This window comes from Brevundimonas olei, from assembly GCF_037055245.1.
Classification (GTDB): domain Bacteria; phylum Pseudomonadota; class Alphaproteobacteria; order Caulobacterales; family Caulobacteraceae; genus Brevundimonas; species Brevundimonas olei.
The window spans coordinates 1-21949 of sequence record NZ_CP146369.1 but is presented as its reverse complement, the minus strand read 5'-3'; the positions used below and the strand labels follow the sequence as shown (position 1 = coordinate 21949).

The 21949-nt window shown below is 69.5% G+C and carries 20 protein-coding genes; 6 read left to right on the top strand and 14 right to left on the bottom strand.

Translation table 11 applies throughout. The annotated features are described in order from the left end of the window. The first annotated feature begins 84 nt into the window (after positions 1–84). Positions 85–417 carry a thioredoxin gene (gene trxA, locus V8J38_RS00100; protein ID WP_003168818.1) on the top strand — a complete coding sequence of 111 codons (333 nt, stop codon included), beginning with the start codon at positions 85–87 and terminating at the stop codon, positions 415–417. 175 nt (positions 418–592) lie between these two features. On the opposite strand, the gene V8J38_RS00095 is transcribed toward trxA, so the two are convergent. The 8 genes from V8J38_RS00095 to V8J38_RS00060 all read right to left on the bottom strand — a co-directional run bounded on the left by V8J38_RS00095 (position 593) and on the right by V8J38_RS00060 (position 7889). Continuing rightward, a complete protein-coding gene (locus V8J38_RS00095; RefSeq protein ID WP_338577276.1) occupies positions 593–1879 on the bottom strand; it encodes a folylpolyglutamate synthase/dihydrofolate synthase family protein in 1287 nt (428 codons plus the stop codon). 15 nt (positions 1880–1894) lie between these two features. Then, a complete protein-coding gene (locus tag V8J38_RS00090) occupies positions 1895–2791 on the bottom strand; it encodes an acetyl-CoA carboxylase carboxyltransferase subunit beta (protein WP_338577275.1) in 897 nt (298 codons plus the stop codon). 11 nt (positions 2792–2802) lie between these two features. After that, entirely contained in the window at positions 2803–3645 is an 843-nt protein-coding gene (gene trpA, locus V8J38_RS00085; RefSeq protein ID WP_291781030.1) for a tryptophan synthase subunit alpha, read from the bottom strand. Continuing rightward, entirely contained in the window at positions 3642–4139 is a 498-nt protein-coding gene (locus tag V8J38_RS00080) for a hypothetical protein (RefSeq protein WP_291781033.1), read from the bottom strand. The genes trpA and V8J38_RS00080 overlap by 4 nt, the downstream gene beginning before the upstream one ends. Next, entirely contained in the window at positions 4139–5362 is a 1224-nt protein-coding gene (trpB, locus tag V8J38_RS00075; RefSeq protein WP_338577274.1) for a tryptophan synthase subunit beta, read from the bottom strand. The genes V8J38_RS00080 and trpB overlap by 1 nt, the downstream gene beginning before the upstream one ends. 32 nt (positions 5363–5394) lie before the next feature. Continuing rightward, positions 5395–6033, bottom strand: coding sequence for a phosphoribosylanthranilate isomerase (locus V8J38_RS00070; RefSeq protein ID WP_338577273.1), 639 nt, complete (start codon positions 6031–6033; stop codon positions 5395–5397). A gap of 219 nt (positions 6034–6252) precedes the next feature. Next, positions 6253–6990: a 16S rRNA pseudouridine(516) synthase gene (locus tag V8J38_RS00065; RefSeq protein WP_338577272.1), complete on the bottom strand. Its 738-nt coding sequence runs from the start codon at positions 6988–6990 to the stop codon at positions 6253–6255. Then, on the bottom strand, positions 6990–7889 hold the full coding sequence (locus V8J38_RS00060) for a class I SAM-dependent methyltransferase (RefSeq protein ID WP_338577271.1): 900 nt from the start codon (positions 7887–7889) through the stop codon (positions 6990–6992). Before V8J38_RS00060 ends, V8J38_RS00065 begins: the two co-directional genes overlap by 1 nt. A gap of 83 nt (positions 7890–7972) precedes the next feature. Here V8J38_RS00060 and recQ point away from each other — a divergent pair, with 83 nt between their 5' ends. Beyond that, entirely contained in the window at positions 7973–9841 is a 1869-nt protein-coding gene (gene recQ, locus V8J38_RS00055; RefSeq protein WP_338578640.1) for a DNA helicase RecQ, read from the top strand. 80 nt (positions 9842–9921) lie between these two features. Then, complete coding sequence (locus tag V8J38_RS00050) at positions 9922–11424, top strand: S41 family peptidase (RefSeq protein ID WP_338577270.1); 1503 nt, start codon at positions 9922–9924, stop codon at positions 11422–11424. 4 nt (positions 11425–11428) lie between these two features. On the opposite strand, the gene V8J38_RS00045 is transcribed toward V8J38_RS00050, so the two are convergent. Then, positions 11429–12364, bottom strand: a complete 936-nt coding sequence (locus tag V8J38_RS00045) for an alpha/beta hydrolase (protein WP_338577269.1) — start codon at positions 12362–12364, stop codon at positions 11429–11431. A 115-nt stretch (positions 12365–12479) separates the two neighbouring features. Between V8J38_RS00045 and V8J38_RS00040 the strand changes: the two genes are divergently transcribed. The 3 genes from V8J38_RS00040 to V8J38_RS00030 all read left to right on the top strand — a co-directional run bounded on the left by V8J38_RS00040 (position 12480) and on the right by V8J38_RS00030 (position 15081). Next, a complete protein-coding gene (locus V8J38_RS00040; RefSeq protein WP_291781052.1) occupies positions 12480–12923 on the top strand; it encodes a hypothetical protein in 444 nt (147 codons plus the stop codon). A 158-nt stretch (positions 12924–13081) separates the two neighbouring features. Beyond that, complete coding sequence (locus V8J38_RS00035) at positions 13082–14446, top strand: GGDEF domain-containing protein (protein WP_338577268.1); 1365 nt, start codon at positions 13082–13084, stop codon at positions 14444–14446. Positions 14447–14526: 80 nt separating this feature from the next. Beyond that, the gene (locus tag V8J38_RS00030; protein ID WP_338577267.1) at positions 14527–15081 is read left to right on the top strand and encodes a hypothetical protein; all 555 of its coding nucleotides are present in this window, start codon (positions 14527–14529) and stop codon (positions 15079–15081) included. 3 nt (positions 15082–15084) lie between these two features. On the opposite strand, the gene gyrB is transcribed toward V8J38_RS00030, so the two are convergent. From gyrB to dnaA, 5 genes are all read right to left on the bottom strand, one after another. After that, positions 15085–17514, bottom strand: a complete 2430-nt coding sequence (gyrB, locus tag V8J38_RS00025; protein ID WP_291781061.1) for a DNA topoisomerase (ATP-hydrolyzing) subunit B — start codon at positions 17512–17514, stop codon at positions 15085–15087. Positions 17515–17649: 135 nt separating this feature from the next. Further along, complete coding sequence (gene recF / locus V8J38_RS00020) at positions 17650–18780, bottom strand: DNA replication/repair protein RecF (RefSeq protein WP_338577266.1); 1131 nt, start codon at positions 18778–18780, stop codon at positions 17650–17652. A 59-nt stretch (positions 18781–18839) separates the two neighbouring features. Continuing rightward, complete coding sequence (locus tag V8J38_RS00015) at positions 18840–19121, bottom strand: GIY-YIG nuclease family protein (RefSeq protein ID WP_338577265.1); 282 nt, start codon at positions 19119–19121, stop codon at positions 18840–18842. 78 nt (positions 19122–19199) lie between these two features. Further along, positions 19200–20318: a DNA polymerase III subunit beta gene (dnaN, locus tag V8J38_RS00010; RefSeq protein WP_312220873.1), complete on the bottom strand. Its 1119-nt coding sequence runs from the start codon at positions 20316–20318 to the stop codon at positions 19200–19202. Between the two features lie 185 nt (positions 20319–20503). After that, positions 20504–21922 (bottom strand): chromosomal replication initiator protein DnaA, encoded by a 1419-nt coding sequence (dnaA, locus tag V8J38_RS00005; RefSeq protein ID WP_338577264.1) that lies wholly within the window; start codon positions 21920–21922, stop codon positions 20504–20506. Positions 21923–21949 lie beyond the last annotated feature (27 nt).

Here is a 21949-nt window from a genome sequence, read left to right as displayed (position 1 = left end):
GAAATTCAATTCGGCGCGCCACTAAACGCGCTCAAGCAGCGAGCGACCGCGTCGCGAGCGTAGCGCACCAAAGGAGAGCCATTCATGGCGACTGTGAAAGTCACCGACGACAGCTTCGACGCCGACGTCCTGAAGTCCTCGACCCCCGTCCTGGTGGACTTCTGGGCCGAGTGGTGCGGTCCCTGCAAACAGATCGGTCCGGCGCTGGAGCAGATCGCCGACGAACTGGCCGGCAAGGTCACGGTCGCCAAGGTCAACATCGACGACAGCCCCATGGTCCCGTCCAAGATGGGCGTGAAGGGCATCCCGACCCTGATGCTGTTCAAAGACGGCCAGATGACCTCAATGAAGGTCGGCGCCATGCCCAAAGGCAAGATCGTCGAATGGCTGGCCGAAGCCGGCGTGAAGGCGGACTGAGTTTTCTCCCTCCCCTTCATGGGGAGGGTGGCTGAGCCCGTAGGGCGAAGTCGGGTGGGGCGGTGCCGCTGACGGGGCGCCGCCTTTTTCTTTGCCCGCTTCGCCCAGGCCCTCCCCACCCGGTCGCTTCGCGACCACCCTCCCCATGAAGGGGAGGGAGAGGCGGCGCGTTTGCTTATACGGGCCAGGTCTCGCGACTAGCGCCCAACACCTCGCCCGCCAGATAGAGGGAGCCGCAGATGACCATCCGCCCGGCGCCCAGGGCCAGTGCGCGCTCCAGCGCGGCGTCCACCGATCCCGCCGCCATGGCGCCGAAGCCGCGTCCCTGGGCGACGGCGGCCAAAGCCTCCGGCTCGGCGGCCGCTCCGTCAAAGCCGACGGTGAAGACCTGGGCGTCGATGCCCTTCAGCGCCTCGAAGAAGCCGCCGGCGTCCTTGTTGGCCAGCATGCCGACGATCAGGGCCGTGGGGCGCGGGGCGCGCGTCTGGCGGTCGGCCAGGGCGCGGGCCAGGGCGCGGGCGGCGTGCGGGTTGTGCCCGCCGTCCAGCCACAGTTCGGCGTCGGCCTTCTGGGCCTTGTCGGCATAGGGGCCGGCGGTCAGCCGCTGCATTCGCGCGGGCCAGCGCACGCTCTTCAGCCCCTCGGCGATGGCGGTTTCGGGCAGGTCCAGCTCCAGCGCGGCGGCGATGGCGACGCCGGCGTTGTCGAACTGGTGCGCGCCGGACAGGGCGGGCGCGGGCAGGTCGAGGAAACGCTCCTGATCCTGATAGACGAGGCCGCCGCGTTCGGCCCAGGCGTCGAAGTCCACGCCCATGACGGTCAGGGGCGAGCCGACCTCGGCCGCGCGGCGCGCGATCACGGCCATGGCCGCCTCGGACTGGCGCGCCACGACGCCGCGCGCGCCCGCTTTCAATATGCCCGCCTTCTCGCCCGCCACGCCCTCGAGGGTCGTGCCCAGGAACTCGGCGTGGTCCAGATCGACGGGGGTGATGACGCTGAGCAGGGGCCGGGCGATGACGTTGGTGGCGTCCAGCACGCCGCCGAGGCCCACCTCGATGACCGCCAGGTCCGCAGGGGTTTCGCTCATGGCCAGAAAGCCCGCCGCCGTGGTGCTCTCGAACACGGTGGCCTGCCCGCCCGTGTCGGCCATGGCCGCCTCGACCCGGTCGAGGGTGGCGTTCAGGGCGTCATCCGCGATCAGCGTCCCGGCCAGCCGGATACGCTCGTTGAAGCGCACCAGATGCGGCGAGGTGTAGGCGTGGACGCGCAGGCCCGCGGCCTCGGCGACGGCGCGGATCAGGGCGACCGTCGAGCCCTTGCCGTTGGTGCCCGCGACATGGACGACCGGCGGCAGTTTGTCCTGCGGATTCCCGAGCGCCTCGCACAGGGCCCGCATCCGATCCAGCGACAGGTCGATGCGCTGGGGATGCCGGGCGCGCAGGCGTTCCGAAATCGGGTCCATGGAAAGAGCCTGCGGTTAGGCAGCCTTCTTCTGGGCCGTACCGCTCATCAGCATGGACAGGATCAGGCCCAGCGTCGTCGGCAGGTCGCCGCGCGACACCACCTTGTCGACCATGCCCTTGTCCTTGAGATATTCGGCGCGCTGGAAGCCCGGCGGCAGTTTCTCGCGGATGGTGGTCTCGATCACGCGCGGGCCGGCGAAGCCGATCAGGGCGCCCGGCTCGGCCAGGTGGACGTCGCCCAGCATGGCGTAGGAAGCCGTGACCCCGCCCGTGGTCGGGTCGGTCAGCACCACGACGTAGGGCAGCTTGGCCGCCTTCACTTCCTGAACGGCCAGGGTGGTGCGCGCCATCTGCATCAGGCTGAGGGCGCCTTCCTGCATCCGCGCCCCGCCGGCGGCGGTGTAGCAGACGAAGGGAACATTGCGCTTCACCGCCTCGCGCGCGGCGGCGATGAAGGCCTCGCCCGCCGCCATGCCCAGCGAACCGCCCATGAAGGTGAAGTCCTGCACGATGACCACGGCGGGGGCGCCGCCGATGCGGCCGTAGCCGATGGCCATGGTGTCCTTGCGGCCCGCCGCCTTGCGCGCCGCCGACAGGCGGTCGCGATAGGGTTTGCCGTCCGAGAACTTCAGCGGGTCTTCCGGCACGTCCGGCGTGTCGATCGCCTCATACAGGCCGTCGTCGAAGGTGGCCTTCAGGCGCGTCGGGGCGTTGATCCGCATGTGACGGCCCGACGGCGTGACCCACAGGGCCGCCTCCAGGTCCGAGCGGAACAGCATCTCGCCCGTGTCGGGGTCCTTGACCCACAGATTGTCCGGGGTGTCGCGCGGGCTGACGATCTTGCGCACGCCCGGCGCGAAACGCGACAGCCAGCCGCCGCGTGCCTTGTTCTCGGGATTCTTATCGACCATGGGCGGGGCCTTTAAACGGTTTCCGTCACGGAAGCACTAGCGCGGGCGCCATGAACCGCATCGGCCAGGGCCTTCACCTTGGCCAGAACGCGCGGCGCGGCGGGTTCGTTCGCCTCGAGAGCGGCGGCGACCTCGTCCACGAAGACCGAGCCGGCCACCACGGCGTCGGCGACGCGGGCGATCTCGGCGGCGCGTTCGGGCGTCCTGACGCCGAAACCGACGGCGACGGGGAGGCCGGCCGCGCGCCGGACGCGCTCGACGGCGGGCGCCACCTCGGCGGCCACGGCCTCCTTCACCCCGGTCACCCCGGCGACGGAGACATAGTAGACGAAGCCCGACGTGCCCTCGGCGATGACCTTCAGCCGGTCGTCGTCGGACGTCGGCGTGGCCAGGCGGATCAAGGAGACCTCGGCCGCGTCCAGGGCGGCGGCCAGCGGCCCGGCCTCTTCCGGCGGACAGTCGACGACGATGATGCCGTCCACCCCGGCCTCGGCCGCATCGCGGGCGAAGACCTCATAGCCGTAGGATTCCACCGGGTTCAGATAGCCCATCAGGATCAGCGGCGTGTCCTGATCGACCTTGCGGAAGTCGGCCACGAGGTCGAGCGTGCCGCGCAGGGTCATCCCCGCCTTCAGCCCGCGCAGGGCGGCGCGCTGGATCGGCGGCCCCTCGGCCATCGGGTCCGAGAAGGCCAGGCCCAGTTCGATCAGGTCGGCGCCTGCGGCGGGCAGGCCCTTGAGGATCTCCAGCGCCTCGTCCCGGCTGGGATCGCCGGTCATGACATAGGGGACCAGACCGGCCCGGTTCTCGGCCTTCAGCTTGGCGAAGCGGGCGTCGATGCGTGCGGTCGTCACTGAGCCGCTCCTCCCGAAGGCGTCGGCGCCGGAGTCTCGGGCGTCGCGGCGCAGACATCACCGGGAATGACGGCGAAGCCCAGGTAGCCCGGAGCGGTCGCCTCGGCGGGCTTGGACACGTCATAGAAGGCGACCATCTGCAGGCCGTCGCAGCCGCCGCCGTCGCGGCGGCGCACGAAGATGACGCGGTTGTCGTCGCCGTCCGCCGCCAGCCAGTTCAGGGTGGAGAGGTGCTCCGTATAGGCGTCGGCCAGGGCGCCGATCTGATCCAGTTGGGCCGTCACGCAGAAGGCCGGACTGCGCAGCAGGCCGCCGCAGTCGGCCGCTTCCGTCGCCGGAGGCAGGACCGGCATTCCCGTGGCCGCCGGACCGGGCGGGATGGCCGGGGCCGCCTGAACCGGCGCCTGGGGCGCTGGGGCGGCCGTGTTCTGCGCCAGGGTCAGGGTCGGAGAGAGGGCCGCGATGGCGGCGGCGATCAGCAGGGTCTTCATCATCACAGCTCCACGTCCAGATGCTTGGCCACAGTGTTGATGTCCTTGTCGCCCCGGCCCGACAGGACGATCACCAGATCGCCGTCCTTGCCGATCTGTCTGGCGACGTCGCCGGCGCGCGCCAGGGCGTGCGAGGACTCCAGCGCCGGGATGATGCCTTCCAGCTTGCACAGGGTCTGGAACGCGTCCAGCGCCTCATGGTCTGTGGCCGACAGATATTCGCCCCGGCCCAGATCGTGCAGCCAGGCGTGCTCCGGCCCGATGCCCGGATAGTCGAGCCCGGCCGAGATGGAGTGCCCCTCCAGAATCTGGCCGTCCGCGTCCTGCAGCAGATAGGTGCGGTTGCCGTGCAGCACGCCCGAGCGCCCGCCCTTCAGGCTGGCGGCGTGGTCGGGGGTGTCCAGGCCGAGGCCCGCCGCCTCGACCCCGATCAGACGCACGGCCTCGTCTTCGATGAAGGGATGCATGGCGCCGATGGCGTTGGAACCGCCGCCGATGCAGGCCATGACCGCGTCGGGCAGGCGGCCCATCTGACGCTGGGCCTGGGCCTTGATCTCCTTGCCGATCACCGACTGGAAGTCGCGCACCATGGCCGGGTAGGGGGCCGGGCCCGCCGCCGTGCCGATGATGTAGTAGGTGTCGGCGACATTGGTGACCCAGTCGCGCATCGCCTCGTTCATGGCGTCCTTCAGCGTCGCCGCCCCCGCCGTCACCGCCGAGACCTCGGCGCCCAGCAGCTTCATGCGGAAGACGTTCGGCTGCTGCCGGGCCACGTCGACGGCGCCCATGTAGACGGTGCAGGGCAGGCCGAAGCGAGCGCAGACGGTGGCCGAGGCGACCCCGTGCTGACCGGCGCCGGTCTCGGCGATGATGCGCGTCTTGCCCATGCGGCGGGCCAGCAGGATCTGGCCCATGCAGTTGTTGATCTTGTGCGCGCCTGTGTGATTCAGATCCTCGCGCTTCAGCCAGATCTTGGCGCCGCCGAAATGCTCGGTCAGCCGCTCGGCGAAATAGAGCGGGCTGGCGCGGCCGACATAGTGCTCCAGATAGCCGTCCAGTTCGGCCTGGAAGCCGGGGTCCGCCTTGGCCGCCTTATAGGCCGCATCCAGCTCGTGGATCAGCGGCATCAGGGTTTCGGGCACGAAGCGGCCGCCATAGGGGCCGAAGCGGCCTTCGGCGTCAGGCCAGGCGTAGGAATTCGATAGGGCGTTCACAGTCTGGGGCACAACGAAAGTCTTCAGGGAGGAAGGCGACGAAATCAGGACCGCGATGCGGCGTCCAGAAAAGCTTTGATCAGGGCCCGGTCCTTAACACCCGGCGCGCTTTCAACGCCAGAGGAGACATCGACCATCGGCGCCCCGGAAATCCGCACCGCCTCGGAAACATTTTGCGGGTCCAGCCCGCCCGCGAGGAACCAGTTTGCCGGAAGCGCCCGGTTCTGCATCAACGTCCAGTCGAACGAGACCCCCACGCCGCCGGGCAGGTCGGCGCCTTTCGGCGGCCTGGCGTCGAACAGCAGATGATCGGCGACGCCGGTCCAATCGGCGACGCCGGCGAAGTCCGCCTCGTCCCGGATCGGCAGCGCCTTGATGACCCCCGCCCCCGTCAGCCGTCGGGCTTCGCCCACGCGCTGCGGCGTCTCATGGCCGTGCAACTGGATGAAGTCGGGCCGCAGGATCAGGGCGACTTCGCTCAACAGGGCGTCGTCGGGGTCGACCAGGACGGCGACCACCTTCGCCTTGCCTCGCGCCCGGTCGAACAGGGTGGCGGCGTGCAGCGGCGGGATATGGCGCGGGCTATTGGGAAACACCACCGCCCCGACAAAGGCCGCTCCGCCGTCCAGCGCCGCATCCAGCGTATCCGGCGTCGTCAGGCCGCAGATCTTGGTGAGTGTCATGAGACAGGCAGGTGCGCGACTGCGGCGGGCAGGTCAAGCGCCGCACTTCCCTTACCCTCGTCATCCTCCGGCAAGCCGCGCAAGCGGCGCAGACCGGGGGACCCAGCGGCGCCGAAGGCGATCCTTGCGGCAAGCGCGGCGTGCGGGTCTTTCGCCGTGACGGGCGCCGCTGGGTTCCCCGATCTCGCTACGCTCGTCGGAGGATGACGAAAGGAAGGTTCAGGCGAAGATCGACGCCACCTCATCCTCGGTCAGCAGCCGCCATTCGCCCGGCGCCAGCTCATCCGGCAGCGTCAGCTCGCCCAGCCGCTCGCGGTGCAACGCCTCGACGTGATTGCCGACCGCCGCGAACATGCGGCGCACCTGGTGATAGCGGCCCTCCGTCACCGTCAACCGCGCCTCGGTCGGCGACACCACCTCCAGCACGGCGGGCGCCAGCGGCTTGTCCTCGCCCTCCAGCACCAGTTCGCCGGAGGCGAACAGCGCCCCTTCCGTCCCGTTCAGCGGCCGCGCCAGCGTCGCGCGATAGACCTTGACCACATGGCGCTTGGGGCTGATCACCCGGTGCAGCAGGTCGCCGTCGTCGGTCAGCAGCAGCAGGCCGCTCGTCTGCTTGTCCAGCCGCCCGATGGTCGAGATCGCCGGATCGCGCCGCCGCCAGCGGTCGGGCAGGACGTCATAGACCAGCGCCCCATCCTCCTTGTGCGAGCAGGTCATGCCCAGCGGCTTGTTCAAAAGGATGACGAGGCCGGGCACGGGGTCCAGCGGCTCGCCGTCGATCTCCATGCGCGTCGGCAGATCGGGCGTCACCGGAATGCGCTTCGACACATCGGTCAGATCGGCGCCGTCCAGCACGACGCCGCCCGCCTTGCCCAGCCGCGCCATCTCGGCCCGCGAGCCGTAGCCCATCGAGCCGAGCAGCTTGTCCACGCGCGATGTCGGAATCTTGCCCGCCACTATTTCACCGCCTCGAAAATCTTGTAGCCGCCCTGATCCACGACCATCCGCACCCGCTTGAAGGCCCCGTCCAGCTCGGCCTCATAGGGCAGGTGGCGGTTGGCGACGATCCAGGCGGTCCCGCCCTTCCTCAGCATCTCGGCCGCCTTGCGGATGAAGTTCTGGCCTAGCCGCCGGTCCTCGGCCCCGCCGTCGTGGAAGGGGGGATTGCTGACGATGAAATCCAGGTCGCCCGCCGCTTCCAGCGTCCGCACATCGGCCCAGTCGAAACTGGCGCGCGCGTCCTCGACATTGCGCTTGGCCGCCTCGACCGCGCGCCGGTCGATGTCGACCAGCCGCAAAGCCGTCACGCCGGGCGAGCGCAGCACCACCGTCGACAGCGCCCCGAAGCCGCACCCCAGATCGGCGCCCGCCCCCTTCAGCGGCGGCAGCACCTGCGCCAGCAGCGCCGTGCCCGGATCGATCCGGTCCCAGGCGAAGACGCCCGGCTGCGACCAGGCGTCGAGCCCCGGAACCACGCGCGGCGCGCCCGCCTCGATGGCGGCGTCCAGCCCCTCGACGGTCTCGGAGCGGATGACGACGCAGCGGCGATGGTGGGCCTTGGCCGTCTCGATAACCTCAAGACCAAAGGCCTTCAACTCCTTGCCCAGACGCGAGCCGCCCTTGTCCTTGGGCGCCATGACGTCGAGCCGACCGCCGGGCTTCAGCGCCTTCAGCGCCAGGGCCAGCGTATAGCGCCGCTCCACTGCGCCCGGCGGAGCGTAGAGCATCGCCCCGTCGGCCGATCCGGGCGCGACCGTTTCCAGCGCCGTCGAGCCGGGGATCAGAGGCGAGGTCTGGGTCGCCGTCGACGGCGGATCGAACACCGCGGGCGGGCGGCCGTAGAGAAGCATGGTCATGACGCTGCCTATAATCCCTTCTCCCACAGCGGGAGAAGGGTTCGCGGGTGACACCCCCGGCCGAATACGGCACAACGGCCGCCATGTTGGACTTCCCACCGCCCGCTGACTTCTCGCCCACACTGGACGAGGCGCGGACCCTGCTGGAGCGGGTGTGGGGCCATGCTGATTTTCGAGGACTGCAAGCCTCGGTGATCGAGGAAGTCCTGGCCGGGCGCGACGTGCTGGCCGTGCTGCCGACCGGCGGCGGCAAGAGCGTCTGCTATCAGGTGCCCGCCATCCTGCGCGAGGGCGTGGGTCTGGTCGTCTCGCCGCTGATCGCCCTGATGACCGATCAGGTCGAGGCGCTGAAGCAGCAGGGCGTCGCCGCCGCCCGTCTGGATTCGGGGCTGACGATGGACGAGCGTTCGGCCGTCTGGCGCGCGGCGCGCTCGGGCGAGCTGGACCTGCTGTACGTCTCGCCGGAAGGCCTGGCGTCGGGGTCCATGCTGGAGCGCCTGGCCGAACTGCCCATCAGCCTGATCGCCATCGACGAGGCGCACTGCGTCAGTCAGTGGGGCCACGACTTCCGCCCCGACTACCGCACCCTGGGCCGTCTGGCTGAGATCTTCCCCCGTGTGCCCCGCATCGCGGTGACGGCCACCGCCGACGCCCGCACGCGCGATGACATTCTGGCTTCGCTGAAGCTGGGCGAGGCCCGCGTCTTCGTCGACAGCTTCGCCCGCCCGAACCTGCAACTGACCGCCGAGCGCAAGGTCAACGGCTCGCGCGCCCGCACCGACGCGCGCGTGGTCGAACTGGTGCGTGAACGGCGCGGTCAGTCGGGCGTGGTCTATTGCGGCAGCCGCGACGGATGCGAGCGGGTGGCCGATGCGCTGCGCGACGCCGGGACCAACGCCATCGCCTATCACGCCGGGTTCGACGCCCGCGAGCGCGACCGGCGGCTGGAGCGCTTCCTGGCCGAGGACGGGACCGTCATGGTCGCCACCATCGCCTTCGGCATGGGGGTGGACAAGCCGGACGTGCGTTTCGTCATCCACGCCGATCCGCCCGGTTCGCTGGAGGCCTATTGGCAGGAGATCGGCCGCGCGGGGCGTGACGGCGAACCGGCGGAGGGCATCACCCTGTATGGTCCGTCCGACATCGCCTGGTCCCTGCGCCGCCTCGACAGCCGCCCGATGGCCGAGGAGGTCAAACAGGTCCAGACTCGCAAGGTGCGCCAGCTGTTCGCCATGCTGGACGGCGCGACCTGCCGCCCGCAGTCCGTGCGCCGCTATTTCGGCGAGCAGGACGCCGAGCCGTGCGGCGTCTGCGACGTCTGCGGCGATCCGCCCGCCACCTTCGACGCCCTGGTCCCGGCGCAGAAGGCCCTGGCGGCGGTGCATCGTCTGGGCGAGCGCTTCGGCCGCACGCGCGTCATCGACCACCTGCTGGGCAAGACCAAGGACGTCCAGCCGTGGGAAGCGGGGCTGTCGACCTGGGGCGTGGGCGCCGACCTGTCGCTGGTCGGCTGGCGCGACGTCATCGACCATCTGATGTTCGAGGGGCTGCTGGTCGAGGATCCCAACGACGGCAAGCCCTTGATCCGCCTGGGCGACCCTCAGGCCGTGCGCGGCGTCTATCGTGGCGAGCGCGAGGTGCGGGTGCGTCAGGCGCCGATCCGGGCCGCAGCCCTGGACAAGCCGCGCCGCAACGCCGGGCGCAACCTGGCGGTCGAGGGGCTGGACGCCGACGTGCGCGCCCGCTTCGAGGCCCTGCGCGCCTGGCGCCGCGAGCGCGCCGTCGAACAGCGCGTGCCGCCCTATGTCATCTTCCAGGACAAGACCCTGGTCGAGATCGCCCTGCAGGAGCCGCGCGGTCTGGATCAGCTGGCCGTCATTCCCGGCGTCGGCGCGGGCAAGCTGGAGCGTTACGGCCCGGCCGTGCTGGAGGCGCTGGAGGCCGTCGTCTGACGGTCGCCATGACCAAAACTTAACTGGCGCGCCGTTCCTCCCCCTGTCACCCCTTGGCTGACAGGGACGAGAGGATGCTCATGAACCGGATGTTGGCGGCGGGCGTCGCCTGCCTGGCGATGGCGGGCGCAGTGCAGGCGCAAGAGGCTTCAAACGGAGCGCCAGGGCCGATGGAGCAGCCGCGCGATTGGTCGGCCGCCCTGGTTCAGGACGCGACCGGCCTGCACGACATCATGATCGACAGCCATCCGGGCGTGCATGACCGGCTCAACCCCCAGTTCCGCGACCGTCTGGACCAGGGCTTGGCGACGGCGTTGGAGCGGGCGAAGACCACGACCGACGCGGGCGGCTGGTGGTGGGCGCTGCGCGCCTATGTCGCCAGCTTCGAGGACGGCCACGTCCAGATCAGCCTGGCCCAGAGGGATTTCGGCTTCCCGACCCGCTGGCCCGGCTTCCTGACCGTTTATCGCGGCGCCGATCAGGTGGTGGTCGATCGCGACGAGTCCGCCGCCGCCGTCCCGCCGCTGGGCGCTCGGCTGATCGACTGCGACGGGGTGGACGCCGCGACCCTGGCCGAACAACGCATCGGCCAGTTCCGGGGGCGCTGGTTCCTGGAGGCGATCCGGACGCGTTTGGGCGACTGGATGTTCCTGAGTGCGGAAAATCCGTGGCAGACCGAGATGAAGGCCTGCCGGTTCGAGACCGACGGCGCGACCATGACCTACGCCCTCGACTGGCGCGCCGCGCCGGATGATCTGAGCGATCGCCGCGCCCGGTTGATGCAGAGTGCCAGGCCCGACTTCGCCCTGAAGCATTTCGACGACGGCGGCTTCTGGATCTCGACCCCCACGTTCAACGGCGACCCCGCCAGCGAGGCCCACGCCGAACTGACATCCCTGATCGCCGACATGAAGACCAAGCAGGACGCCCTGCGCGACGCCCCCTATGTGGTGCTGGACCTGCGGGGCAACGGGGGCGGCTCCTCGCACTGGAGCCAGCTGATGGCCCAGGTCCTGTGGGGCGACGACTGGATGGCTGCACACCCCGAGCCGGCGATCGAATCCGTCGATTGGCGCGCCTCGGACGGCAACATCGCGGAAATCTCCGCCTTCCTGGACAAGCTGCGCGCCACGAATAGCCAGCCGGAGCTGATCGCCTGGGCCGAGGACGCCGTCGACGGCATGAAGGCGGCCCGGGCCGCCGGCGAGATCTATTGGCGCAGCGCCAATGACGAGGAGCCGGCCGACGCCGCCCCGTCGCCGCCCACGCCGCAACTGATGAAGGGCCGAGTCTACGTCCTGACCGATTCCAGCTGCGGCTCGGCCTGCCTGGACGCGGTCGACCTGTGGAAGACCGTGGGCGCCGTCCAGGTCGGACGCGAGACCTCGGCCGACACCGTCTACATGGAGATCCGCCAAGCGTCTCTGCCCAGCGGGCTGGCCGAAATCGCCGTGCCCATGAAGGTCTATCGCGGTCGCGCGCGCGGCAACAACGAACCGCAGCGGCCTCAGTATGTCATCGAAGGCGACATGAGCGACGATGCGGCCCTGCTGGCCTCGATCCGTCGGCTACAGCCGAACTGACGCCTCAGCGCAGGAAGCGATCGACCGCCGCCTGAAACTGCCGCGGGCGATCGATCATGACCATGTGCTCGGCGCCTTCGACCCGTTCGAAGGCGGCCGGGCGGGGCAGGGAGCGGTAGCCCGCGCGGAACAGGTCGTCGACGTGGCTGCGCGGGCTGCGGTCGTCCGGGCTCCAGCCGTAGACGACGGTGACCGGCGCCTCGATCAGCGGCAGACGCGAGCGCAGGTCCGTGGTCATCACCTCATACAGGCCCTGGGCCAGGACGCGGCGGTCGCCGCCCTGCCAGCCGAGGCCGCCCAGCACATTGTCGGCGGCTCCGCCCAGCTCCAGCCCCATGGAGGCCGCCTGGGTCCGCAGCGCTTGGTCGCCCAGCAGCATCAGGCCCTGATAGGCGATGCGGGCCAGGGGTTCGACGTCGGCGGCGGTCGATCCGGGGCTGATCAGCGACGGGAAGAAGGGCGAGGCGTCCACCACCATGACCTTGCCGATGCGGTCGCCGGCGTCGGCGGCGACCCGCAGGGCCACCTGGCCGCCCATGGAGTGGCCGATCAGGGCCGGGCGTCGAAGGCCCTGCTCCTCGATGTAGCGGCGGATCTCGGCGGCGACGGGCGCGCTGACCAGACCCTCGGCGTTGCCGCCGGGCGCCGTCTCGCCGAAGCCGCGCACCGTCACCAGATGCACCCGATAGCGGCCTTCCAGAGCCGCCGCCGTGCGCGCCCACACCGCCGAGGTCGAGGCCAGGCCGGGGATGAGCACCACGTCCGGCCCCTGGCCTTTCGTCTCGACCAGGATGCGCGAGGACTGGAACAGCGTCGGCGCCGGCGCCGGGGCGGCCGTCGGGCGCGCCGCCTGGGCGGCGGAGACGCTTTGCGCCGGCGCGCTCGACGGGATGATCGTCAGAACGGCGGAGAGAAGGGCGAAACAGAGCGATTGGCGCATGGCGTCAGCCTGCCCGTGGATAACGGCGAAACCTCGACCGGGCCGGGCCCGTGGCGGGACCATTGTGTTTTCGCCTTAACAGGAGTGAAATCCCCCTGTTCCTGGGGAGGATGAGATGAAACCAACCGTCATCACCATTGTCGCCGCCGTCGCCGCCCTGGCGGCATCGCCCGCCCTGGCCGAAAGCTGGCACGTCGTTTCGCGCAGCTCGGCCACGGTCTTCATGCTGGACGTGGACTCCATCACCGAGGCGAGCGGCGCGCGAACGGCCGTTCTGGCGCGCGTTCCGGCGTCCGGTCCGGTCGACGACCTGTCCTATTCCGCCGGCGAGATCACCATCCGCTGCAGCGCCAACCAGTCCAAGCCGGGCGTGGAGGTTCTTTACGGCCCCGACGGCGCGGAGCAGGAGCGCATCGACGACGGCTACGACTTCGACGCCATCGCTCGGAACTCGCTGGATTCCTACATCAAGGACATGCTGTGCGATGACCAGCGCGGCACGCTCGTCTACCCGTCCATCCGCGCCTTCATCGAGGCCGGGCGTCCTCGGGCGGACTGAGCCGCCGTCGAAGCGCCCTTGCCGGGGCGCAGCCGGGCGTCTATCGCCTAGCCGCAAGGGCGCATGCCCCTGTCCGGGCGATCCCTTGCTCCATCCTCAACGCCTGAGGCGGCGTCCAGGCGGCCGGACCCGTAGTGTAAACAGTCAGAGTCGCCGCCTTGCCCCATCCGACGTCGGCCGTCGTCACGTCGCCCATCGCTCCCGAGCCGCCGGTCGACCCGCTGAGCCTGGAGCGTCTGCGCGCCCTGCTCCATGATCAGGCCGACGCCATGGTGGCGGCCTTCTATCAGGTGCTGCTCGACGATCCCGAGGCCCAGACCTTCCTGCACCACTCCATCGTCCAGAAGCGGCTCAGCCCGTCCTTGCGCAACTGGCTGATCGACCTGTTCGCACCTGAACAGGACGTCGAGGGCGAGGCCTTCATCGCCCGCCAGACCAAGATCGGCGAGGTCCACGCCCGCATCAAGATTCCCATGCATCTGGTCATGGCCGGGGCGGCGGTGCTGAAGGCGCGGCTGGCCGATGATCTTGCGGCGGACCCAGCGGCCTTCGATCTGTTGCGCCTGGTCGGTCGGCGCATCGATCACGCCCTTCGCCTGATGAGTCAGTCCTATGAGAAGGGCGCCAGCAACCGGGCGCGCCTGGACGAGGCCTACCGCCTCTTTTCTCTGGATCAGGACATCCACTTCGAGCGCGAGAGCCAGCGCGCCGGCCTGATGGAGTGGAGCCAGAAGACCCTGTTCCGCATCCTCGCCTCGGGCGGGGTCGACGGGGCGGGCGCCCTGGGGGCCTCGCCTTTCGGCCTGTGGATCCGACATCGGGCCGACTTCCTGTTCGACGGCTCGCCGCACCTGGCGCGGCTGAACGCGACGATGGAACGGATCGACGGCGCGCTCTTGCCTCGCTTCACGCCCGGCGCGGCCCCGGCCGAGCTGGCCGCCCCCCTGAAGGCGCTGGAGGCCGCCGTCGAGGAGGTCGCCTTCCTGCTGAACGAGATGTTCCAGGGGCTGGCGGGCATGGAGGGCGGTCGCGACCCGCTGACCCGCGCCCTGAACCGGCGCTTCCTGTCATCGATCCTGAGCCGTGAGATCGGCTTCGCCAACACCAATCACACGCCGCTGTCGGTGCTGCTGCTGGACGTCGACCACTTCAAGCGGATCAACGACACGCACGGCCATCCAGTCGGCGACGAGGTGCTGCGCCAGGTGGCCGAGGCCGTGACCGAGAACGTCCGTCCCAGCGACTTCGTCTTCCGTTACGGCGGGGAGGAATTCCTGATTGTCCTGGTCGAGACCCATCTGCACCAGGCTGCGACCATCGCCGAGCGGATGCGTCTGGCCCTGGCGGCCAAGCCGATCACGGCGGCGGGCCTGGCGCCCTTCAACGTCACGGCGTCGATCGGCGTCGCCGAGCATCGCGGCCATCCGGACGAGAACTATCTGGTCAAGGCGGCCGACGACGCCCTCTATCGTGCCAAGCAGAACGGTCGCAACCGCGTCGAGCAGGACCGCCGCAGCGCCTGACGGCCCCGCGACGGCTGTCGCAAAGACGCTTCCCCTCGCTTGAAAAACGGAGTTATCATCCGTGGCGGGCAGGGGACGCAATGTCGGAATTTGACGCGCTTTTCGCCTTCTACGCCCTGCTGCTCGGGCTGGCGGTCGCCAATGTCGCGACCGCCTTCGCGGAGATGTACAAGGTGCGCGGCCGCGTCGTCATCGGCTGGACGGTCCCGCTGCTGGGCGCCGTCGTCCTGACCGCAGCCTGTCAGCAATGGCTGTCCCTGTTCCGCGCCCAGGCGGATATGAAGCTAGGCCCCGGCGAGCTTCTCATCTGCCTGGCGATGGCCCTGCCCTACATCTTCATCAGCCAGGTCATCCGGCCCCGTCACGACGAAACCGCGTCGCTCGAGGTCTATTACGCCGAGCATCGCCGGATTCTGGCCGGGGCCCTGCTGGTCCCGGTGCTCGCCAGCAGCGTCGTCAACGTCATCTATGCGGTGGCGCTGAACGACGGCTTCGTTCCCGCCGCGCTCGGCTTCCTGATCTACCAGGGCGTCCGCTACGCCTGCATCATTCCCATGCTGATCTGGCCGAACGTCGCTGTGCAGCGGGCGGGACTGGTCGTCCTGCTCGCCCACACGGTCTTGATGATGTTCTAGGCGTCAGGCGTCGACGGCGGCGTCCAGGGCGTTGTCCTGGATGAACTCGCGGCGCGGTTCGACCACGTCGCCCATCAGCTTGGCGAACAGGTCGTCGGCGTCGTCGCCGTGCTCGACCTTGACCTGCAGCAGGGTGCGGGCGTTGGCGTCCAGCGTCGTCTCCCACAGCTGTTCCGGGTTCATCTCGCCCAGACCCTTGTAGCGCTGAATGGCGATGCCCTTCTTGCCCGCGTCCAGAACGGCCGCCAGCAGGTCCAGCGGGCCGCGGATGGTCGTGGTCTTGTCCTTGCGGCGATAGACGGCCGGCGCCGAGAACAGGCCGTCGAAGGCGGCGGCGCGCTCGGCCAGACGACGGGCGTCCAGCGACCGACCCAGCACCTCGTCCAGCACGATGGTCTCGCTGACGGCGCGGCGCACGCGGTTGAAGGCCACCCCGCCCTGGGCGGCCGGTTCGCCGCTCCACGGACCGTCGCCCTCTTCGGCGTAGAGGTTCAGCCGCTCGGCCGCGCGCGCGGCGCGTTCGGCCAGTTCGCCGGCGTTCTCGTCGAACAGGCCCGCCAGGGCGCCCTGTTCGATGGCGAAGGCCGGGGCGCGGGCGGCCAGGCGGTCGACCAGGGCCTTGAACGCCTTGGCCTCGCGGACCAGTTCCTGCAGGTCCATGCTGGCGCGCACCTCGCCCGAGGCCAGCTCCAGCGTCGCCTCGGCGCTGCCTTCCTCGATCAGATAGGCGTCCATCTCCGCCTGATCCTTGATGTAGCGGTGCTGCTTGCCCTTGGAGACCTTATAGAGCGGCGGCTGGGCGATGTAGACGTGGCCGCGTTCGATCAGCTCCGGCATCTGACGATAGAAGAAGGTCAGCAGCAGGGTGCGGATGTGGGCGCCGTCGACGTCGGCGTCCGCCATCAGGATGATCTTGTGATAGCGAAGCTTGTCCGCGTCGAAATCGTCGCGGCCGATGCCCGTGCCCAGCGCCAGGATCAGGGTGCCGATGGTGTCGGACGACAGCATCCGGTCGAAGCGGGCGCGCTCGACGTTCAGGATCTTGCCGCGCAGGGGCAGGACGGCCTGGTTCTCGCGGTTGCGCGCCTGCTTGGCCGAGCCGCCGGCGGAATCGCCCTCGACGATGAACAGTTCGGACTTGGCGGGGTCGCGTTCCTGACAGTCCGCCAGCTTGCCGGGCAGGGAGGAGATCTCCAGCGCCGACTTGCGGCGGGTCAGGTCGCGCGCCTTGCGGGCGGCCTCACGGGCCGACGCCGCCTCGATGATCTTGGAGACGACCAGCTTGGCCTCGACCGGGTGTTCCTCGAACCAGGTCGACAGGCCTTCGGTGCACAGGCTTTCGACGGCCGGCCGCACCTCGGACGAGACCAGCTTGTCCTTGGTCTGGCTGGAGAATTTCGGGTCCGGCACCTTGACCGACAGGACGCAGGTCAGGCCCTCGCGCGCATCTTCGCCCGAGATGGAGACCTTCTCCTTCTTGGCCAGTCCTGAGCTTTCGATATAGGCGCCCATGACGCGCGTCAGGCTGGTGCGGAAGGCCGAAAGGTGGGTGCCGCCGTCCCTCTGGTTGATGTTGTTGGTGAAGCACAACATCGTCTCGTGGTAGGAATCGTTCCACCACATGGCCAGGTCCAGCTCGATGCCGTCCTTCTGGCCGCGGATGACGATGACGTCCTTCAGGATCGGCGTCTTGGACTTGTCCAGGTGGCGCACGAAGGCTTCGACCCCGCCCTCATAGTGCAGCAGGATCTCGACCGGCTCCGGCCCGCGCCTGTCGCTCAGCTTGATGACCACGCCCGAGTTCAGGAAGGCCATTTCGCGCAGACGGTGTTCCAGCGTCTTCAGGTCGAAGTCGATGTGGCTGAAGGTGTCGATCGACGGATAGAAGGTGACCTCAGTGCCGGTCAGCAGACGGCCCTTGTCCTCGCGCATCGGCGCATCGCCGATGACGGCCAGCGACCGCACCGTCTCGCCGCGCTCGAAGCGCACGCTGTGCTTCTTGCCCTCGCGATAGATGACCAGCTCCAGCCAGTCCGACAGGGCGTTGACCACTGAGACGCCCACGCCGTGCAGACCGCCGGACACCTTGTAGGAGTTCTGGTCGAACTTACCGCCCGCGTGCAGCTGGGTCATGATGACCTCGGCCGCCGAAATGCCTTCCTCGGCGTGGGTCGCCACCGGAATGCCGCGTCCGTTGTCGGTCACGGTGACCGAGCCGTCCTCGTTCAGGGTGACGGTCACCAGATCGGCGTGCCCGGCCAGGGCCTCGTCGATGGCGTTGTCCACCACCTCATAGACCATGTGGTGCAGGCCCGAGCCGTCGTCCGTATCGCCGATATACATGCCGGGGCGCTTGCGCACCGCGTCCAGGCCCTTGAGAACCTTGATGGAATCGGCGCCGTACTCGGGCGAGGGAGCAGTCTGTTCGGTCATGAAAACGTCGCTCAGGGTCCGCGGGCGGACAGGGAAGAGGCGACGCGAAAGCCGCCCGTTTCAGGGCCGCAAATCAGCGCGTCCCGAAGTCTCAGATATATAGGAAATTCGACGGAAAAAGCGAGCCTTTAAGCCCTATGCCGACAGCCCGCCGCCTTCCACCGCCACGAACTGCGCGCGGCCTTCCAGGGCGGCGAACAGCGGCCGCTCCGTCCCGGTCATGAAGGCCTGAAGCCTCAGCGCCTCGATCTCGTCGAACAGGGCGGCGCGGCGGGCTTCGTCGAGGTGGGCGGGCGCTTCGTCCAGCAGCAGAACGGGCCGCGCAGGCTGATCCGCCAGTCGCGCCACCTGGGCCAGGATCAGGTTCAGCACCAGGGCCTTCTGCTCGCCGGACGAGCCTTCGGCGGCGGGGCGGTTCTTCTCGCGGTGCAGGGCCGTCAGGTCCGAGCGGTGCGGCCCGAACAGGCTGCGACCGGCCGCCGCGTCGCGGGTGCGGGCGCGCATCAGGCCTTCGCCCAGCGCCTCGACGATGTCGGCCTCGTCCGCGCCCGCCGCCGCCATCTCTTCGGCCGGACCGGCGAGCCCCAGGTCGGCCTGGGGGAAGGGACGGTCGGCGCGAGCGTCGATCCCGGCCTGAAGCGCCTTCAACGCCCCGGCGCGCGCCATCGCCGCCCGGGCCCCGCTCTCGGCCAGCCGCGCCTCCAGCGCGTCCAGCCACAGGGGATCGGCGGGACGAGTCTCGTCGGTCAGCAGGCGCAGCCGCTCGCGCAGGGCCTTTTCATAGGTCGAGACGACGGCCGCGTGATCGGGATGGGCGGCGAAAACCAGCCGGTCGAAGAACCGCAGTCGCTCCGCCCGCGCGTCCGAGAACAGCCGGTCCTGCTCGGGCGTGGCCCAGACCGGGCGGAGGTGGTCCAGCAGCCGCCCCGGCGGCGCCGTCTCGCCGTCGATGCGCACGATGCGCCGCGCCGACGGGCCCATGGTCTGGACCCCGGTGCCCAGGCGCACTTCGTCGCCGTCGGCGGCCTGCAGCGTCGCCGCCACGGCCCAGGGCCGCCCGACCGCCTCGCCCGGATTGCGCCGTCCCATCTCGGCCGCCGTCGCACCGCGCAGCCCCTTGCCGGGGGTCAGCAGGCTGATCGCCTCCAGAAGGTTGGTCTTGCCCGCCCCGTTCGGCCCATGCAGCACCACCGTCCCGCCGGAAACCGGCAGGGTCGCGCCCGCATAGGAGCGGAAGTCGGTGAGGGCGAGGGAGGTGAGGCTCAATCTATCCGCTCATCCCGGCGGACGCCGGGACCCAGTGCTTTGGCCGCAAGCGGCGCGGTTCAAAGGAGCGTCTCGAACAGATCGGCCCATTCAGGGTTCATACGCTCGATCAGGTCCAGCTTCCACTCGCGCCGCCATTCCTTGATGCGGCGTTCGCGAACAAAGGCGGTCTCCCGACTGTCATGAGCCCCATACCAAACCAAACGAGAGACAGCGTAGCGGGCGGTGAACCCGTCGCGCAGCTTCTCGCGATGCTCGGCGACCCGTTTCAGCAAGTCATCCGTCGAGCCGGTATAGAGCGTGCCGTTGCGGCGGCTGGCCAGAATGTAGACGTAGAACATCCGGCCGCCTGCCCCCGGTTCTCACTGGGTCCCGGCGTCCGCCGGGATGAGCGGAAGAGGGGGCAGCACCGGTTAGCCCTACACCCGCAGCGGCATCAGCACGTACTGCACGCCCACGTCGGCCGGATCCAGCACCAGCGTCGGGCTGGCCGGGTCCGCGAACTTGAAGTGGGCGGTCTCGCCGGTGATCTGGCCGGCGACGTCCAGCAGGTAGCGGGCGTTGAAGCCGATCTCGAACGGCTCGTCGGAATAGCCGATCTCGACCTCTTCCTCGGCCTGACCGGCTTCCATGTTGCGGACGGTCAGCTTCACCCGGTCGTTGTCGAAGGCCAGCTTCACCGAGCGGCTCTTCTCGGCCGAGATGGTGGCGACGCGGTCGACGGCCTTGGCGAACAGGGCGTTGTCGATGTCGGCCTGTTTGTCGTTGCCCTTGGGGATGACGCGCAGATAGTCGGGGAAGGCGCCGTCGATGACCTTGGAGGTCAGGCTGGCCTGGCCGAACTCGAAGCGGATCTTCTGGGCCGAGACCTGGACCTCGACCGGGCCGGCGCCGTCGTCCAGCAGGCGGCGGACCTGGTCCACCGTCTTGCGAGGCACGATGACGCCGGGGCCGCCCGCCGCGCCTTCGGGCGCCGGGGTCTCGGCCAGGGCCAGGCGATGGCCGTCGGTGGCCACGGCGCGCAGCAGCGGAATGCCGCCGTCGGCCACCGTGTGCAGATAGAGGCCGTTCAGATAGTAGCGCGTCTCTTCGGTCGAGACGGCGAAGCGCGTCTTGTCGATCAGGCGCGCCAGATCGTCCTTGGGCAGGGTGTAGCGCGCGCCCGAGGCCTCGGTCGACATGACCGGGAAGTCGCCCGCCGGCAGGACCGGCAGGTTGAAGCGCGAACGGCCCGCCGCCACCACCAGACGCGGATCGTCGCCCGAATAGGTCAGCGACACCTCAGCGCCGTCCGGCAGCTTGCGCACGATTTCATACAGGGTGTGGGCCGGGGCCGTGATCTGGCCCTCGACGTTCACCTGGGCCTCGGCCTCGTCGACCATTTCCATGTCCAGGTCGGTGGCGGCGAACGACAGGCGGTCGCGCCCGGCGCTCAGCAGCACGTTGGACAGGATCGGAATGGTGTTGCGACGCTCGACCACGCTCTGGACGTGCCCCAGGGCCCGAAGAAGCGCGGAACGTTCGATGGTCAGCTGCATATGGTCTCGCCCGGTCGCGACCCCGCCGAAGCAGCGTCGCCTTAAATATGGGCGGGAACACTAGCGCATTGAGCGAAAGGGGCAACGGGCAGAGGCGTCTCTACGCCGTCTGCCCCCGATTTCCACAGGCGATCGTCCTTAAATCCGCTCATCCCGACCTTCGCCGGGATGAGCGGGCTAGGGACTTACCCGCGCAGCTTGCGCGTCAGGGCCTCGACGTCGCGGGCGATCTGGTCGTCCTTGGGCATCAGCTCCTCGATCTTGCGGACCCCGTGCAGGACGGTGGTGTGGTCGCGCCCGCCGAAGCGGCGGCCGATGTCGGGATAGGAGCGGGTGGTGTGCTGCTTGCACAGATACATGGCGATCTGGCGCGGGCGGGCGATGGCGCGGGTGCGACGCTCGCTCAACAGGTCGGCCTGTTTCAGGTTGAAGTGCTCGGCCACCGTCTTCTGGATCTCGTCCACGGTGATGCGGCGCTCGGGTCCGGTGCGCAGGGCGGCGCCCAGCAGGGATTGAACCTCATCGACCGTCAGGGCCGACAGGCGGCTTCCGGCGACGGCGGCCAGGGTGTTCACGGCGCCTTCCAGCTCGCGCATCGAGCCGGGGGTGCGATCGATCAGATGCTCCAGCACATCGGCGCGTGCCTCGCCCGAGACGACGCCCAACTGGGCCAGGGCGTTCAGGCGCGACTGGGCGACGGCGACCTTCAGGTCGCGATCCGCCGCCTCGACCGGGCAGGTCAGGCCGGCGGCCAGGTGGCTGCGCAGGCGCGGCTCGACGTCGGTCAGGGCCATCGGCGCGCGGTCGGCCGACAGGACGATGCGCTTGCCGTCCTCGATCAGGGCCGTGAGGGTGTTCAGCAGCTCTTCCTGGGTCGAGGTCTTGCCGCCGACGAACTGGACGTCGTCCAGCAGCAGCATGTCGGCCGAGCGCAGGCTTTCCTTGAAGGCGGCGGTCGAGCGGTCCTGCATGGCGCGCACGAAGGTCGACAGGAAGCGTTCGGCGGTCAGATAGACCACCTTGGCGTCCGGGCGCAGGCGCTGGGCCTCCCAGGCGATGGCGTTCAGCAGGTGGGTCTTGCCGTAGCCGTAGGGGCCGCAGAAGAAGACGGGGTTGAAGTGGCCGTCGGCCCAGGTCGCCACTTGCTTGGCGATGGCCAGGGCGAAGGCGTTGCCGTGGCCCTCGACGAAGCTGTCGAAGGTCAGACGCTCCTGCAGGCCTGCGGCGCGCACGGCGCGGGCGCCGTCGGTGGCCGGAGCGAAGGCGGGGGCGGCAGGCGAGGCGGCGGGGGCGGCGCTGATCGAGGCCAGGCGCGGCGCGACGCCCGAGGCGGCGGCCGGCGGGACCGAACCCATCTCAGCGCGGCAGCGGACGTCCAGGCGGCGGGCCAGGCCGTCCAGGCCCAGCCACAGCTCGTTCATCCGGCGCAGGGCGTTCTTGCGCACCCAGTCGCGCGCATAGGCGGTCGGCGTCACCAGGATCAGATTGCCCTGTGAGTCCACGCGCACCGCGGAGGGCGCGATATAGCTGCTGAAGGGTCCGTCCCCGATCTCAGCCTTCAGGCGGTCCGCCGCCTCGGTCCAGATACGGTTGGGATCCGTCATTCCCGCCATCGCCGCGCCCCCGATCAT

Excerpts from the sequence above, each read along its gene's own strand:
- trxA (WP_003168818.1), top strand. The coding sequence starts at position 85 with ATGGCGACTGTGAAAGTCACCGACGACAGCTTCGACGCCGACGTCCTG.
- V8J38_RS00095 (WP_338577276.1), bottom strand. The coding sequence starts at position 1,879 with ATGGACCCGATTTCGGAACGCCTGCGCGCCCGGCATCCCCAGCGCATC.
- V8J38_RS00090 (WP_338577275.1), bottom strand. The coding sequence starts at position 2,791 with ATGGTCGATAAGAATCCCGAGAACAAGGCACGCGGCGGCTGGCTGTCG.
- V8J38_RS00080 (WP_291781033.1), bottom strand. The coding sequence starts at position 4,139 with ATGATGAAGACCCTGCTGATCGCCGCCGCCATCGCGGCCCTCTCTCCG.
- V8J38_RS00070 (WP_338577273.1), bottom strand. The coding sequence starts at position 6,033 with ATGACACTCACCAAGATCTGCGGCCTGACGACGCCGGATACGCTGGAT.
- V8J38_RS00060 (WP_338577271.1), bottom strand. The coding sequence starts at position 7,889 with ATGACCATGCTTCTCTACGGCCGCCCGCCCGCGGTGTTCGATCCGCCG.
- recQ (WP_338578640.1), top strand. The coding sequence starts at position 7,973 with ATGTTGGACTTCCCACCGCCCGCTGACTTCTCGCCCACACTGGACGAG.
- V8J38_RS00050 (WP_338577270.1), top strand. The coding sequence starts at position 9,922 with ATGAACCGGATGTTGGCGGCGGGCGTCGCCTGCCTGGCGATGGCGGGC.
- V8J38_RS00045 (WP_338577269.1), bottom strand. The coding sequence starts at position 12,364 with ATGCGCCAATCGCTCTGTTTCGCCCTTCTCTCCGCCGTTCTGACGATC.
- V8J38_RS00040 (WP_291781052.1), top strand. The coding sequence starts at position 12,480 with ATGAAACCAACCGTCATCACCATTGTCGCCGCCGTCGCCGCCCTGGCG.
- V8J38_RS00030 (WP_338577267.1), top strand. The coding sequence starts at position 14,527 with ATGTCGGAATTTGACGCGCTTTTCGCCTTCTACGCCCTGCTGCTCGGG.
- gyrB (WP_291781061.1), bottom strand. The coding sequence starts at position 17,514 with ATGACCGAACAGACTGCTCCCTCGCCCGAGTACGGCGCCGATTCCATC.
- V8J38_RS00015 (WP_338577265.1), bottom strand. The coding sequence starts at position 19,121 with ATGTTCTACGTCTACATTCTGGCCAGCCGCCGCAACGGCACGCTCTAT.
- dnaN (WP_312220873.1), bottom strand. The coding sequence starts at position 20,318 with ATGCAGCTGACCATCGAACGTTCCGCGCTTCTTCGGGCCCTGGGGCAC.
- dnaA (WP_338577264.1), bottom strand. The coding sequence starts at position 21,922 with ATGACGGATCCCAACCGTATCTGGACCGAGGCGGCGGACCGCCTGAAG.